This is a genomic window from Photorhabdus sp. S10-54, from assembly GCF_963878145.1.
Lineage (GTDB): Bacteria > Pseudomonadota > Gammaproteobacteria > Enterobacterales > Enterobacteriaceae > Photorhabdus > Photorhabdus kayaii.
Genome location: NZ_CAWNXG010000046.1, coordinates 1 through 14,438 on the forward strand (window position 1 = coordinate 1; position 14,438 = coordinate 14,438).

Below are 14,438 nucleotides of genomic sequence, written 5' to 3' on the forward strand. Positions count from 1 at the left end.
GTCTTGTGAGTGCCCACACAGATTGTCTGATTAATTGTTAAAGAGCAGGCTGAATTAAAAAATGATATTCTCGTTCAGCCGGGCTGCGTATACTACGCTTTTCGCCCGCAGAGTCAAGCGCTTATTGTCGCTTCCTCTGCCCGACCTCACAATGTTTATCAGCGTTGTGTCGGTCAGTGGTGGCGCATTATAGGGAGTTCTTTGGCTCTGGCAATAATTATTTTGAAAAAAATTGATCGTTTGATTAATTCCACAGCAAAGCTCTACTTTATACCTACTTACCAACAGATTTATCCACATATGGCTAGTTGGATGAAAATTTATCGAGCATCACGCAAACGTTTTCGTTACAATTCGGTGGTTAAAATCATCAAGCGATTTTATCTGACTACACTGAAATGTTATTGCAGTGCCCATTTTTTATGTCCTGATATAGTGGGTTCTTCCCAATAACATGTTACTGCCTTACAAAATCCAAGGGATCAAATCAATGCAACAGCTTCGTCCAATCCATCGTGCCCTGCTTAGCGTTTCCGATAAATCAGGGGTTGTTGAATTTGCAAAAGCCTTATCTCAACGCGGTGTCGAATTGCTTTCTACTGGTGGCACAGCTCGTTTACTCTCTGAGTCAGATCTAAAGGTTACTGAAGTTTCAGACTACACCGGTTTTCCTGAAATGATGGATGGCCGAGTTAAGACGCTGCATCCTAAAGTACATGGTGGAATCCTTGGCCGCCGCGGACAAGATGATGAAATCATGGCACAACACCAAATCTCACCGATCGATATGGTGGTTGTGAATCTATATCCATTCGCTCAGACCGTAGCTAAATCAGATTGTACTTTGGCAGATGCCGTTGAAAACATTGATATTGGTGGTCCAACTATGGTTCGCTCTGCGGCTAAGAACCATAAAGATGTAGCGATTGTGGTAAATAGTAAGGATTATGAAAAAATCATTGAAGAGATGGATAACAATCAGGGGTCATTAACACAATCAACTCGCTTCGATTTAGCCATTAAGGCTTTTGAACACACCGCTGCTTATGACAGCATGATTGCTAACTATTTTGGCAAGCTGGCTCCTCCTCATTATGGCGATACGACTCAACCATCAGGACGTTTCCCTCGTACTCTGAATTTGAATTTCATTAAAAAGCAGGATATGCGTTACGGTGAGAACAGCCATCAGGACGCTGCATTCTATATAGAAGAGAATCTTTCTGAATCATCCATTGCAACTGTAACTCAGTTACAAGGTAAGGCTCTTTCCTATAACAACATTGCTGATACCGATGCAGCGCTGGAATGTGTTAAGGAATTCGTGGAACCTGCATGTGTTATTGTTAAGCACGCTAACCCATGCGGTGTAGCAATTGGTAAAGATATCCACGAAGCTTATGATAGCGCATTCAAAACAGATCCAACCTCCGCTTTCGGCGGTATTATTGCTTTCAACCGCGAACTTGATATTAAAACTGCACAAGCCATTATCGACCGCCAATTCGTCGAGGTAATTATTGCCCCCTCAGTAAATAAAGATGTACTACCGGTGCTAGCTACCAAGCAAAATGTCCGCGTTCTGACATGTGGTAAATGGGAAGACCGGGCTGCTGGCCTTGATTTTAAACGAGTTAATGGTGGCCTACTGGTACAAGATCGCGATCTTGGTATGGTTGCAGTAACTAACCTACGTGTGGTTTCCAAACGTCATCCCACCGAACAAGAAATGAAAGATGCTCTGTTCTGCTGGAAGGTCGCTAAATTTGTCAAATCTAATGCCATTGTTTATGCAAAAAATGATATGACCATTGGTATTGGCGCAGGCCAAATGAGCCGTGTCTATTCCGCAAAAATTGCTGGGATTAAAGCAGCCGATGAAGGCTTGAAAGTTCAAGGATGCGCAATGGCATCTGACGCCTTTTTCCCATTTCGTGACGGCATTGATGCCGCTGCGGCTGTCGGCGTGAGTTGCATTATCCAACCCGGCGGTTCAATCCGTGACTACGAAGTGATTACCGCGGCTGATGAACACGGTATTGCTATGATTTTCACCGGCATGCGCCATTTTCGCCACTAATCAATAGCGGGAGTTAATCTGATGAATATTTTAATTGTTGGTAGCGGTGGACGCGAACATGCTCTGGCATGGAAAGCAGCTCAATCTCCTTTAGCTGATAAAGTCTATGTCGCTCCAGGAAATGCAGGAACTGCTCTGGAAAGCAATCTCGAAAATATTGATATACCAGCGACAGATATCAACGGCTTGTTAGTATTTGCACAAAGCCATGATATTGGGCTGACTATCGTTGGCCCTGAAGCGCCATTGGTGATAGGTATTGTCGATGCATTCCAAAAAGCCGGGTTGACTATTTTTGGTCCAACTCAGGCAGCCGCTCAATTAGAAGGCTCAAAAGCATTTACCAAAGATTTTCTGGCACGTCATCAAATCCCAACTGCGGCTTATCAGAATTTTACAGCCATCGAACCAGCTCTTACCTACCTGGATAAAGTCGGCGTTCCTATTGTTATAAAAGCTGACGGACTGGCTGCGGGTAAAGGTGTGATTGTTGCGATGACACTGGAAGAAGCCCAATCCGCCATAAAAGATATGCTAGCCGGAAATGCGTTTGGTGATGCAGGCCATCGTATTGTTATTGAAGAGTTTCTAACAGGTGAAGAAGCTAGCTTTATCGTTATGGTCGACGGTAAGAATGTTATTCCGATGGCAACCAGTCAGGATCATAAACGCATAGGTGATGGTGACACGGGTCCAAATACTGGCGGAATGGGAGCCTATTCTCCCGCTCCTGTCGTCACTGATGAAATCCACCAGCGTATTATGGAAGAGATTATTTATCCTACTGTTAACGGTATGGCTGCTGAGGGTCATATCTATACTGGTTTTCTTTATGCTGGCTTGATGATCAACCAAAATGGCGAACCAAAAGTGATTGAATTTAACTGCCGCTTTGGTGATCCAGAAACGCAACCCATCATGATGCGTATGCGTTCTGATCTTGTTGAACTCTGTCTAGCTGGTGCAAAAGGAGAGCTTGCGGGTAAAACGTCTGATTGGGATGAACGCCCTGCTCTGGGTGTGGTACTCGCTGCCGGAGGGTATCCTGCTGATTATTACAAAGGGGATATTATTCATGGTTTGCCCCAACAAGAAAATGAAAGTAGCAAGGTTTTCCATGCTGGTACAGCAATGAAAGGCAATGATGTTATTACCGCAGGTGGACGCGTTCTGTGTGTTACAGCATTAGGAGAAACCATTATAGATGCACAGAAAAATGCTTACCAACAAGCAGAAAAGATTGAATGGAATAGCTGTTTTTACCGCAAGGATATCGGCTATCAGGCAATTAACCGATTGAAGTAATCATAAAACTGACGAGGGTCAGAGGCTGTCCTTCGTCGGTTCCCAACGACAAAAGTCATTATTGGCTACCAACAGTAATTCGCGGCCAGCAGGCGCTTCCAACCAAGCAATGGTTAATTGGCCGTAACTACTTTTTTCACGCTGTTCAAGCCATGACCTCGCGTAAGGTTCAAACTCAAGGGAAATCGTTTCACCTGCACAGGTAGTGACTTTACCGTTATTCCAGTGCCCTTGCACCAAACGCACATTTCCCACTCTCAACGCATCACTTAATTCAAGCGTCCGTTTAGCATTAAACTGCATACGAACAATATCATCGCTGGAAAGTGGCTCTCGTCGCGTTTTCGACTGCTTTTGCATAAAAATCACATCACCGGATTTATTCAAACGAAGTTGTTCAGATAGTGGATTTTTATCATTCAAAATTTCACGACGAATTTGGCGCAAATCTCCCTGCTTATATTCATAAAAAGTCACGATGGTATTGTCATTACGGTAGGGGCTGTAAACACTCATCAGCACCTGAGGTTTACTGTTCTGATCGTTGAGACGCCACAAGCGGACAACACCATCATCGGCAATGAATCCACTTGCGCTGAAAGAAGGTTCTTTAGGTTGATTGGTACAGGCGCTGAGCGCGAAGACGAATCCTAGTGTCATCAGCCCCTGACGAACCAACAAAAGGGGATAAATAATACCCCTTCTATTTTTTCTTTTTTGCAATGAAATTATTTAACTGCGTCTTTCAGAGCCTTACCAGCAGAGAAAGCAGGTACGTTTGCAGCCGCGATTGTAATTTCTTTACCGGTTTGTGGGTTACGACCAGTACGTTCTGCACGGTGGTTAACTTTGAAAGTACCAAAACCTACCAGTTGTACTGAATCGCCCGCTTTCAGGGATTCGGTGATTGCATTCAAAGTTGATTCCAGAGCAGCTTTTGCCTGAGCTTTAGTCAGGTCTGTGCTTTCTGCGATTGCATCAACTAATTCAGTCTTATTCATAGATTATCCTTACAGTGTGTTTATCGTTTGCAAAGCATCGAGTGCGACGGATATGCCGAATGACAGCACCCCTGCATACACGCACCGATAGCCACTTCTTTTCACCCCCCAAATGTAGAACAGAGTGGGGGCAAAAGTGAAGCCTTTGAACATGGCATTTAAAGCATTAAATCACTTTTTTTCACTTTACTGCGTTAAATTTATACCAATGTTGCTCGTTCCTGATTCCCGGAGGTCAGCTTTCAATCCTTTAATCAACTCAATATCCCGCTCTTCGCAGCTAACCAATAAGCGATAAATTTCCCATTGGATGTCCCACTCTTGTGCAATAGCAGGTAATATTTTTAGTTCTTCATCGGTCATTTCTTTTCCGGCCTGAGTCATTTCAAGCATAGCAACAGTGCGGATTGAAATTTCACTCACTGCAATTGCATGCTCCAATGTTTCACCACTCAGACGGGAGTGAATAATTTCCCCTAATGCAATACATGAATCAATTGCCGGGTACACACCGTAAATATCGTAATCATCCGCTGAGGGAATAACTTGTTCCAACTTTTCCAACTGATTATCAAAATTCACCTTGGCATCTTTTACAACTAATATTTCCCACACCAAATCCAGAATACGGCGGTAAAGAGCAGGTTCTGCAAATGCTGTCTGGCAACAGAACATCTGGTAATTTGGATACATCCGTTCGCATAGACTTGCCATAAAGGTCAGATGCTGCCAGCTTTCAAGTTTTTCCAGCCGTAAATGTATCGGGTTTCGTAACATTAGTTTTTACTCATTATGCACAATTTGCTCCGCAGTTTACCTGAAATTCAAGAATATCCACACGCTTACACCGAATTTAAGGATTTTTCTGTATCATTTGTTCAAAAAACAGCCTATTTGAGGCTATACCATCTGCCCAACGGGTTGTTTCAGGCAAGCGATAACCTTTCATACAACATTCCACCCATAGCAATGCGCTATCAAGGCTGATTCTGTGTCCGGTAGAAATATACAACGGATTACAACGTTTTTTACTTCTCCATACCCAACCAATCTGCTCCTCTTTATCAAGCAAAGGTTGGCAACTGCCGGGCTGTTCCCCCAATGGTTCACTTTCACCACATAAACGACGTTTTGCCACACCAATTGTAGGCACATTAGCTAATAAACCAAAATGGCTAGCAACACCTAAACGACGTGGATGAGCGATGCCATGACCGTCCACCATTACTAGATCAGGTTTGTATTTCAACAACTGCCAAGCAGCCATTAATGCAGGATATTCACGGAAAGAGAGTAAACCGGGAATATAAGGCAGCGTAGTTTCAATTCGAGCTATCTGATATTCCACCAGTTCAAGAGCAGGATAAGAAAGAACCGCTATCGCGGCACGGGTAATTGTTCCCTGCCGTTCGAAGCCCACATCAGCACCCGCAATCAATTTAGGGGGGGAAAAATCATCATAACAGATAACCTGTTGAGCCTTTGCTATTTGTTCCTGACGTAATGCTTTCGTATTAATCATATTTTTACTGATGATATTTAGCTGAAAGTTTATGTACCGCTTCGACAAATACCCCCGCGTGTTCCGGCAGTATATCCTGATGGATACCATGACCAAGGTTAAAGACATGACCAGAACCCGTCCCAAAACCTTGCAAAATTGTCGAAACTTCCTGCTCAATCCGCTCTGGAGAGGCGTATAACATGGATGGGTCCATGTTACCCTGCAAAGCGACTTTATTCCCCATACGACGGCGCGCATCGGCAATATCTGTCGTCCAGTCCAAACCAAGCGCATCACAACCGGTTTCAGCCATTGCTTCCAGCCATTGCCCACCACCTTTAGTAAACAGTGTCACTGGCACACGACGACCTTCATTTTCACGGATCAGGCCATCAACAATTTTGTGCATATAATGCAAGGAAAACTCCCGATAATCTCTCCCGGTCAGTACCCCACCCCAAGTATCAAAAACCATCACAGACTGAGCGCCAGCTTTAATCTGAGCATTGAGATAAAGAATAACGCTGTCTGCTAGCTTATCCAGCAACAGATGCATTACAACAGGTTCGGCATACATCATTTTTTTGATTTTAGTGAATGCCTTACTACTGCCACCTTCCACCATATAAGTCGCCAGTGTCCACGGACTACCGGAAAAGCCAATCAAAGGAACCTGACCCGCCAGCGCTTTACGAATCGCGCGTACTGCATCCATCACATAACCCAACTCCATTTCCGGATCAGGCACCGACAGTTTTTCCACATCAGCACGGCTGGAAACAGGAGATTTAAAACGCGGGCCTTCACCTGCTTCAAAATAGAGCCTCAGTCCCATAGCATCAGGAATAGTGAGAATATCAGAGAAGAGAATTGCCGCATCCAGTGGATAACGCTGCAAAGGTTGTAAAGTGACTTCACAAGCGAGCTCAGTGTTTTTACACAAAGCAATAAAATCACCGGCTTTAGCACGAGTAGCCTGATACTCAGGTAAATAGCGGCCAGCCTGGCGCATCATCCAAACAGGGGTAACATCAACGGATTGGCGTAATAAAGCTCGCAAATAACGATCGTTTTTCAGCGCATTCATGACAGGCTCCATCTATATTTATTGGCCGCAACATAATCTGACTACAATGATTGAACGTCATTGTAACATGATAGGTAAATCTCTCCCGTTGAATTGCGCCAAACTGTACATCACGTATTTCGGCATAGAACAACCGTATCTTCAATCAACCGGCGGGCAATAGTATTATGTGGTGGAATCAATGGCAGTTGATCATAATGATACCAATCTGCACTAATCAGCTCTTTCGGATCATGACGGATCTCACCACTGTCATAATCAGCCAGAAATGCCATCATCAATGAATGAGGGAAAGGCCACGGTTGAGAAGCCACATAACGTAAGTTGCGAATTTTAATATTACTCTCTTCCATCACTTCGCGGGCTACCGCTTCTTCAAGTGTTTCACCGACTTCAACAAATCCCGCAAGGACTGTATATATGCCTCTACGATGACGCTGATGTTGAGCCAGCAAAATATAATCATCCCGACGAATACCGACGATAATACAAGGTGCAATCTGCGGATAATAACGTTCATGGCAGTGATGACACAAGCAAGCCCATTCACTGACACTATGGTGCATTTCACTACCGCAATAACCACAATATTGATGAGAGCGATAAAACTCTGCCAATTGCACTCCCCGGCCAGCTAATTGAAACAAGCCACGATCACTTGCAACAATTTGCCGTAAAGAAACCATATTTGAAGCCATTTTCTGACGGATAAGCCAAACTTTTTCGCCCTGCCACTCACCAATAGGCAAGGCTATTTTTCCTTGCAATGACCATTGGACAGCAATTCCAAAAGGTAATTCCCCTTCCGGGAGCCAAATACGATTTTCATAGCTGATAATCCACCAGCCACGTTCTGTTCCTGTAATTTGTTGTTGCATCATCATGACATCATAATTACGATTAATATCTGTATAAATCATACGCTTTCTAGTCAGAAAAACATGCTTTTATTGCTATTGGTCACTACACAGCATTACAAGCATTATTCTCAGTTATCAATGTGCTTTGACTTGAGGAACACAACATCATGCCACAACTGCTTGTAGTGTTTGATCTGGATGACACCTTAATTTCCGGTGATTCCAGCGCTATATGGACAGAATTTTTATGGGAAAAAGGCATCATTACTGATCCAAGTTTTATCGAGGCAGATAAAAAAATGATGGCTGATTACAGCGCAGGCTCATTGGATATGAGTGGTTATCTGGCATTTAGCCTACAAACACTGCATCAAATTCCACAAGAACAAGTTGATCTTTGGCTGACTGAATTTATTAACGAAAAAATCAAACCTCGATTTTATCCGCAAGCCAAAACCTTAATTACAGAGTATCAACAACAACAAATTCCAATCATTATTATCTCAGCTACTGTCTCTTTTATTGTAAAAAAGATTGCTATCGAATTAGGTATTCACACTGCGCTGGGCATTGATATGGTGGTGGAAAATGGCTGTTATACCGGCCAAATAGACGGTATTGCGACTTTTCGTGAAGGTAAAGTAAAACGGATAAAACAGTGGCTGGAACAGCAAAATAGTTATCCTGAGATTATTCGTTTTTACAGTGATTCAATTAATGATCTGCCAATGTGTCAATTTGCCGACGAAGTCATTACGGTCAATGCCGATGCCCATTTAAAAGCCGAAGCACAACAACATGGCTGGCAACAATTAACCTGGTCACTGTAAATACTTTCAATCAGTAAGGGTTGTAGTTTTCACAATCCCTTCTATACTACTGCTTACTTTCTTGTCGGAGTGCCTAGCGTAAGCTGTTTTATCGCAGCATACACAGGCTGAGACCGTTAATTCGGGATCCGCGGAACCTGATCGGGTTAATACCTGCGAAGGGAACAAGAGTAATCAACCGCTGTCAGCCCACCCAATTTTTCATGGGTCTGTCCAGCCATCAACTATTACTCCTGCGAGCTCCAGACAAGCAACTTTCCCAATAACACAGTTAGGAATTTGCTATGTCTCACAACACTATTATCCCTGCAACTGATATTTCACCCAAACTCCCGCCTGCGCGCCCACGTAAAGCACAACGCGATGCTGCTCAAGAATTTATTAATTCTATTCAAGGGGTGACATTCCCAAATTCACGACGAATTTATCTTCAAGGTTCCCGTGATGATATCCAAGTCCCAATGCGTGAAATCCAGTTATCATCAACTTTAATTGGCGGCACCAAAGAAGAACCTCAGTATGAGGAAAACGAAGCTATCCCGGTTTATGATACTTCCGGCGCTTATGGCGATCCTGATTCCAAACTGGATGTACATGTTGGGTTAACCAAACTACGTCAACCGTGGATCGCCGAACGCCAAGATACTGAACCTGTTGCCACCCTCAGCTCTGATTTTACGCAGCAGCGCCTAACGGATGCCGGTCTCGATCATTTACGCTTCAATCATCGCCCCCATCCATTAAAAGCCCGTAAAGGCAAATGCGTTACTCAACTGCATTACGCCCGTAAAGGCATCATCACGCCCGAAATGGAATTTATAGCACTACGGGAAAATATGGGACGTGAACGTATCCGCGGTGATGTGTTACGCCAACAACATGCTGGACAAAGTTTTGGCGCTCAGTTGCCGGAAAATATCACACCAGAATTTGTCCGCCAGGAAGTCGCGGCTGGTCGGGCAATTATTCCTGCCAATATTAATCACCCTGAATCAGAACCGATGATTATTGGTCGTAATTTTCTGGTGAAGGTTAACGCTAATATCGGTAACTCTTCAGTCACCTCTTCTATTGAGGAAGAAGTAGAAAAGTTAATCTGGTCCACTCGTTGGGGTGCAGATACGGTAATGGATCTCTCCACTGGCCGTTATATCCACGAAACCCGCGAATGGATCTTACGTAACAGCCCGGTTCCTATCGGTACAGTCCCTATTTATCAGGCGCTGGAGAAAGTCAATGGCGTAGCGGAAAATCTCACTTGGGAAATATTCCGTGATACCTTGCTGGAACAAGCAGAACAAGGGGTAGATTACTTCACCATTCATGCCGGTGTATTACTGCGCTATGTACCGATGACAGCCAAACGCCTCACCGGAATTGTGTCCCGCGGTGGTTCAATTATGGCGAAATGGTGTCTGTCTCATCATCAAGAAAACTTCCTTTACCAACATTTCCGTGAAATTTGTGAAATCTGCGCCGCTTATGATGTTTCCCTATCACTGGGAGACGGTTTACGCCCCGGTTCTATTCAAGATGCTAACGATGAAGCGCAGTTTGCAGAACTACACACATTAGGCGAACTGACCAAAATTGCCTGGGAATATGATGTTCAGGTGATGATCGAAGGTCCCGGACATATTCCTATGCAGATGATCCACCGCAATATGACGGAAGAATTGGAACATTGTCACGAAGCCCCTTTCTATACCCTTGGCCCACTAACAACAGATATTGCACCCGGTTATGACCATTTCACTTCCGGTATCGGCGCTGCCATGATTGGCTGGTTTGGCTGCGCCATGCTCTGTTATGTGACGCCGAAGGAGCATCTCGGCTTGCCAAACAAAGATGATGTTAAGCAAGGGCTAATTACCTACAAAATTGCTGCTCATGCCGCCGATCTCGCCAAAGGTCATCCGGGCGCACAAATCCGCGATAACGCCATGTCCAAAGCACGTTTTGAATTTCGTTGGGAAGATCAATTTAATCTCGCGCTCGATCCCGATACTGCTCGCGCCTATCACGATGAAACTCTGCCACAAGCCTCCGGCAAAATTGCGCATTTCTGTTCTATGTGCGGGCCTAAATTCTGTTCTATGAAGATTTCTCAGGAAGTACGCGATTACGCCGCCGGTATGGAACAAATGTCTGAAACATTCCGCGCCCACGGTGGCGAGTTGTATCACAGCGTAGAGGATGTCTCTCATGAACAATCTGCCTAACGCGCCATTTGCCCCAACGGAATATAAATTGGGCCTGTATCCCGTCGTGGATTCGCTAGAGTGGATTTCCCGCTTGTTAAAAGCAGGCGTCACCACAATTCAGTTGAGAATTAAAGATCGACCAGAAGATCAGGTGGAAGAAGAGATTCAGCAAGCTATTATGCTCGGTAGCCAATATAACGCTCGTCTGTTTATCAACGACTACTGGCGACTGGCAATAAAGCATGGCGCTTATGGTGTTCATCTGGGGCAGGAAGATTTAGTTATCGCTGATCTGAACGCCATCCAAAAAGCGGGATTACGGTTAGGAATCTCTACCCACGATGAACAAGAGCTGGCACGAGCTAAATCTCTTCGTCCGTCTTATATCGCTCTCGGCCATATTTTCCCAACCACGACCAAAACGATGCCATCTTCCCCACAAGGACTGGCAGCACTAAAACGGCAAGTAGAAAACACACCAGACTATCCCACTGTCGCCATCGGCGGAATTTCTCTTGAACGCGTACCGGATGTCATTGCAACGGAAGTCGGCAGTGTGGCGCTGGTTAGTGCAATTACCAAAGCAAAGGATTGGCGACAGGCCACCGCACAACTGCTTCATCTGATTGAAGGCGTTGCGTTAAAGGGATAGAGAGGTTCTTATGCTGAATGATCAAGAATTTATGCGTTACAGCCGACAACTGTTACTCGAAGATATTGGCCCGGAAGGGCAGGAAAAACTGAAATCCAGCCGAGTATTGATTGTCGGACTGGGAGGACTAGGCGCTCCTGCATCTCTCTATTTAGCCGGGGCAGGTGTGGGAACAATTTATCTCGCTGATGATGACCAATTGCACATCTCCAATTTACAACGGCAAATACTTTACCGCACCGAAGAGATCCCTGCCGCAAAAGCTGAACTTGCAGCCAATCAACTCAATGCATTGAATCCGCTGATAAAAACAATGGTCCTTAATCAACGTCAAAACCGGGAATCTCTGGCAACAATCGTGAAGCAGGTCGATCTGGTTCTCGATTGCAGTGACAACATAACAACCCGCCACGCGATCAATGCCGCTTGTGTGGCAATGCGAAAACCATTAATTAGCGGCAGTGCTGTCGGTTTTAGCGGTCAACTTATGGTATTTGAACCCCCTTATCTTCATGGCTGTTATAGCTGTCTCTACCCTGAACAGGAAGAACCACTACGAAATTGCCGGACTGCGGGTGTCTTAGGTCCGGTAGTCGGTATCATCGGCACATTACAGGCATTGGAAGCCATCAAAATGTTAACCGGGCTTCCCTCTCCGTTAAGCGGCAAACTCCGACTGTTTGATGGTAAACAACAAAGCTGGAGCACTCTACAACTTAGCCAGTCGCAGCAATGCCCGATTTGCGGAGATATGGCATGAAAATTACGGTAAACGACCAGCCGATGGAGCTTATGGCTCCTCTGGCTATACAACAATTGCTAGAACAACTTGAACGAACACAACCGGGAATGGCACTGGCTATTAATCAAATCATTATTCCGCGTTCAGAGTGGAATACGCATCAAATTAATGATGGAGACGATATCCTTCTGTTTCAGGCTATTGCTGGAGGTTGATATGCTAAAAATTGCTGATACGACTTTTAATTCCCGCCTATTTACCGGTACAGGCAAATTCGCCAATACCAATTTAATGACTCAGGCTATAGCGGCTTCCGGCAGCCAGCTTGTCACGATGGCAATGAAACGCATTGATTTGCAGAGCGGTAATGACGCTATTTTGGCGCCATTGCAAAAACTTGGCGTCAAATTGCTGCCAAATACTTCTGGAGCTAAAACCGCAGAAGAGGCCCTGTTTGCCGCCCGTTTGGCCCGTGAAGCACTGGCGACCAACTGGATCAAACTAGAGATTCATCCTGATGTGAAATACTTGTTACCTGACCCGATTGAAACACTCAAAGGCGCTGAAATGTTGGTCAAAGATGGGTTTGTCGTTCTGCCATATTGCAGTGCTGATCCCGTTTTGTGTAAGCGTCTGGAAGAAGTGGGTTGCGCGGCAGTCATGCCTTTAGGCGCACCGATCGGCTCTAATCAAGGGCTGCTCACCCGAGATTTCCTGCAAATTATTATCGAGCAAGCACAAGTGCCGGTGGTCATTGATGCCGGCATCGGCGCGCCAAGCCATGCATTGGAAGCAATTGAACTGGGTGCGGATGCGGTATTAGTCAACACTGCCATTGCCGTTGCACGTAATCCAGTAAAAATGGCTCAAGCCTTCAAAATAGCGATTGAAGCGGGTGAATTATCCTATCAAGCTGGCCTGGCAAGTCCGAAACAACATGCTGTCGCATCCAGTCCACTGACCGATTTTCTAGGGGCATTTTGATGATTCATCATCTTATGAGCGGTAGTTTTAGTTACCGCTGGCAGCAGTTGGACTGGGATGACATTACCCTTCGCATTAATAGCAAAACCGCGCAGGATGTTGAACGGGCATTAAGCAGTAACAAATTAAATCTGGACGATTTCATGGCCTTGCTCTCTCCGGCAGCGAAATCCTATATCGAACCACTGGCACAACGGGCACAAAAACTGACTCGTCAACGCTTCGGTAACACCGTTGGTTTTTATGTACCGCTTTATCTCTCCAATTTGTGTGCCAATGATTGCACCTATTGCGGGTTCTCAATGAGTAACCGCATCAAACGCAAAACACTCAATAAAGATGAAATTATTGCCGAATGTCAGGCGATTAAAGCTCTGGGCTTCGACAATCTGTTATTAGTCACCGGAGAACATCAGGGCAAGGTCGGTATGAATTATTTCCGCCGCTATCTGCCACTTATCCGCGAATATTTCAGCTCAATAATGATGGAAGTTCAGCCTATGACACAGGAAGAGTATTCTGAACTGAAAACCCTGGGGTTAGATGGTGTGATGGTTTATCAGGAGACCTACCATGAACCAACTTACCTGCTACATCATCTACGGGGTAAGAAACGGGATTTTCACTGGCGATTAGAAACACCCGATCGCCTTGGTCATGCTAAAATCGATAAAATCGGTTTAGGAGCGCTAATTGGCCTTTCTAGTCATTGGCGAACAGACTGCTATATGGTGGCGGAGCATTTATTCTTTCTGCAACGTACATATTGGCAAAGCCGTTACTCTATTTCATTCCCACGTTTGCGACCTTGTGCTGGAGGCATTGAGCCCGCATCGCTGATGAGTGAAGCAGAACTGGTACAACTGATTTGTGCTTTTCGTCTATTTGCGCCAGATGTTGAGCTTTCTATTTCTACTCGTGAATCTCCATTCTTCCGCGATCACGTCATACCATTGGCAATCAACAATGTCAGTGCCGGTTCGAAAACCCAACCCGGTGGTTACGCAGATAGTAGCCACGAAGAATTGGAACAATTTATGCCACATGATAACCGTTCTGTTTATCAGGTCGCAGACGTATTAATTAAAGCCGGGTTACAACCTGTCTGGAAAGATTGGGATAGCTATTTAGGTCGATAATTTAATTTTCTTTCTTGTTAAATAATTTGATTTTAAGTAAAAGCTTTTAA

General features: G+C 44.9%; 15 protein-coding genes and 1 riboswitch. Of the genes, 9 read left to right on the forward strand and 6 right to left on the reverse strand.

Features of this window, described 5'->3' with window-relative positions:
* Positions 1-490 precede the first annotated feature (490 nt).
* Positions 491-2,080, forward strand: coding sequence for a bifunctional phosphoribosylaminoimidazolecarboxamide formyltransferase/IMP cyclohydrolase (gene purH, locus AACQ83_RS19360; RefSeq protein WP_112879204.1), 1,590 nt, complete (start codon positions 491-493; stop codon positions 2,078-2,080).
* Between the two features lie 21 nt (positions 2,081-2,101).
* Positions 2,102-3,385, forward strand: a complete 1,284-nt coding sequence (purD, locus tag AACQ83_RS19365; RefSeq protein WP_112879205.1) for a phosphoribosylamine--glycine ligase — start codon at positions 2,102-2,104, stop codon at positions 3,383-3,385.
* An 18-nt stretch (positions 3,386-3,403) separates the two neighbouring features.
* On the opposite strand, the gene AACQ83_RS19370 is transcribed toward purD, so the two are convergent.
* The 6 genes from AACQ83_RS19370 to nudC form a co-directional block, all read right to left on the reverse strand.
* Positions 3,404-4,045, reverse strand: a complete 642-nt coding sequence (locus AACQ83_RS19370) for a DUF1481 domain-containing protein (RefSeq protein WP_112879206.1) — start codon at positions 4,043-4,045, stop codon at positions 3,404-3,406.
* 68 nt (positions 4,046-4,113) lie between these two features.
* Positions 4,114-4,386, reverse strand: coding sequence for a nucleoid-associated protein HU-alpha (gene hupA, locus AACQ83_RS19375; protein WP_012776594.1), 273 nt, complete (start codon positions 4,384-4,386; stop codon positions 4,114-4,116).
* 186 nt (positions 4,387-4,572) lie between these two features.
* Complete coding sequence (locus AACQ83_RS19380; RefSeq protein ID WP_112879207.1) at positions 4,573-5,163, reverse strand: YjaG family protein; 591 nt, start codon at positions 5,161-5,163, stop codon at positions 4,573-4,575.
* A 76-nt stretch (positions 5,164-5,239) separates the two neighbouring features.
* Entirely contained in the window at positions 5,240-5,908 is a 669-nt protein-coding gene (gene nfi / locus AACQ83_RS19385; RefSeq protein ID WP_112879208.1) for a deoxyribonuclease V, read from the reverse strand.
* A gap of 4 nt (positions 5,909-5,912) precedes the next feature.
* Positions 5,913-6,977: a uroporphyrinogen decarboxylase gene (hemE, locus tag AACQ83_RS19390; RefSeq protein WP_112879209.1), complete on the reverse strand. Its 1,065-nt coding sequence runs from the start codon at positions 6,975-6,977 to the stop codon at positions 5,913-5,915.
* Positions 6,978-7,087: 110 nt separating this feature from the next.
* Positions 7,088-7,855 carry an NAD(+) diphosphatase gene (gene nudC, locus AACQ83_RS19395; protein ID WP_112879228.1) on the reverse strand — a complete coding sequence of 256 codons (768 nt, stop codon included), beginning with the start codon at positions 7,853-7,855 and terminating at the stop codon, positions 7,088-7,090.
* A 149-nt stretch (positions 7,856-8,004) separates the two neighbouring features.
* On the opposite strand from nudC, the gene AACQ83_RS19400 reads away from it, so the two are divergent.
* The 7 genes from AACQ83_RS19400 (at position 8,005) to thiH (ending at position 14,388) form a co-directional block, all read left to right on the forward strand.
* A complete protein-coding gene (locus tag AACQ83_RS19400) occupies positions 8,005-8,667 on the forward strand; it encodes an HAD family hydrolase (protein ID WP_112879210.1) in 663 nt (220 codons plus the stop codon).
* Between the two features lie 55 nt (positions 8,668-8,722).
* Positions 8,723-8,848: riboswitch (TPP riboswitch) on the forward strand.
* Between the two features lie 103 nt (positions 8,849-8,951).
* On the forward strand, positions 8,952-10,889 hold the full coding sequence (thiC, locus tag AACQ83_RS19405; protein ID WP_112879211.1) for a phosphomethylpyrimidine synthase ThiC: 1,938 nt from the start codon (positions 8,952-8,954) through the stop codon (positions 10,887-10,889).
* Positions 10,873-11,523, forward strand: coding sequence for a thiamine phosphate synthase (thiE, locus tag AACQ83_RS19410; protein ID WP_370446078.1), 651 nt, complete (start codon positions 10,873-10,875; stop codon positions 11,521-11,523). Before thiC ends, thiE begins: the two co-directional genes overlap by 17 nt.
* A 10-nt stretch (positions 11,524-11,533) precedes the next feature.
* Complete coding sequence (locus AACQ83_RS19415) at positions 11,534-12,283, forward strand: HesA/MoeB/ThiF family protein (RefSeq protein ID WP_112879213.1); 750 nt, start codon at positions 11,534-11,536, stop codon at positions 12,281-12,283.
* Positions 12,280-12,480, forward strand: a complete 201-nt coding sequence (gene thiS / locus AACQ83_RS19420) for a sulfur carrier protein ThiS (RefSeq protein WP_112879214.1) — start codon at positions 12,280-12,282, stop codon at positions 12,478-12,480. The genes AACQ83_RS19415 and thiS overlap by 4 nt, the downstream gene beginning before the upstream one ends.
* A 1-nt stretch (position 12,481) precedes the next feature.
* Positions 12,482-13,249, forward strand: coding sequence for a thiazole synthase (locus AACQ83_RS19425; protein WP_112879215.1), 768 nt, complete (start codon positions 12,482-12,484; stop codon positions 13,247-13,249).
* 14 nt (positions 13,250-13,263) lie between these two features.
* Positions 13,264-14,388: a 2-iminoacetate synthase ThiH gene (gene thiH / locus AACQ83_RS19430; RefSeq protein ID WP_112879229.1), complete on the forward strand. Its 1,125-nt coding sequence runs from the start codon at positions 13,264-13,266 to the stop codon at positions 14,386-14,388.
* The last annotated feature ends 50 nt before the right edge of the window (positions 14,389-14,438 follow it).

Excerpts from the sequence above, each read along its gene's own strand:
- thiE (WP_370446078.1), top strand. The coding sequence starts at position 10,873 with ATGAACAATCTGCCTAACGCGCCATTTGCCCCAACGGAATATAAATTG.
- AACQ83_RS19370 (WP_112879206.1), bottom strand. The coding sequence starts at position 4,045 with ATGACACTAGGATTCGTCTTCGCGCTCAGCGCCTGTACCAATCAACCT.
- thiS (WP_112879214.1), top strand. The coding sequence starts at position 12,280 with ATGAAAATTACGGTAAACGACCAGCCGATGGAGCTTATGGCTCCTCTG.
- purH (WP_112879204.1), top strand. The coding sequence starts at position 491 with ATGCAACAGCTTCGTCCAATCCATCGTGCCCTGCTTAGCGTTTCCGAT.
- purD (WP_112879205.1), top strand. The coding sequence starts at position 2,102 with ATGAATATTTTAATTGTTGGTAGCGGTGGACGCGAACATGCTCTGGCA.
- nudC (WP_112879228.1), bottom strand. The coding sequence starts at position 7,855 with ATGCAACAACAAATTACAGGAACAGAACGTGGCTGGTGGATTATCAGC.
- thiH (WP_112879229.1), top strand. The coding sequence starts at position 13,264 with ATGAGCGGTAGTTTTAGTTACCGCTGGCAGCAGTTGGACTGGGATGAC.
- hupA (WP_012776594.1), bottom strand. The coding sequence starts at position 4,386 with ATGAATAAGACTGAATTAGTTGATGCAATCGCAGAAAGCACAGACCTG.
- AACQ83_RS19400 (WP_112879210.1), top strand. The coding sequence starts at position 8,005 with ATGCCACAACTGCTTGTAGTGTTTGATCTGGATGACACCTTAATTTCC.
- AACQ83_RS19425 (WP_112879215.1), top strand. The coding sequence starts at position 12,482 with ATGCTAAAAATTGCTGATACGACTTTTAATTCCCGCCTATTTACCGGT.
- nfi (WP_112879208.1), bottom strand. The coding sequence starts at position 5,908 with ATGATTAATACGAAAGCATTACGTCAGGAACAAATAGCAAAGGCTCAA.
- AACQ83_RS19415 (WP_112879213.1), top strand. The coding sequence starts at position 11,534 with ATGCTGAATGATCAAGAATTTATGCGTTACAGCCGACAACTGTTACTC.
- AACQ83_RS19380 (WP_112879207.1), bottom strand. The coding sequence starts at position 5,163 with ATGTTACGAAACCCGATACATTTACGGCTGGAAAAACTTGAAAGCTGG.
- hemE (WP_112879209.1), bottom strand. The coding sequence starts at position 6,977 with ATGAATGCGCTGAAAAACGATCGTTATTTGCGAGCTTTATTACGCCAA.
- thiC (WP_112879211.1), top strand. The coding sequence starts at position 8,952 with ATGTCTCACAACACTATTATCCCTGCAACTGATATTTCACCCAAACTC.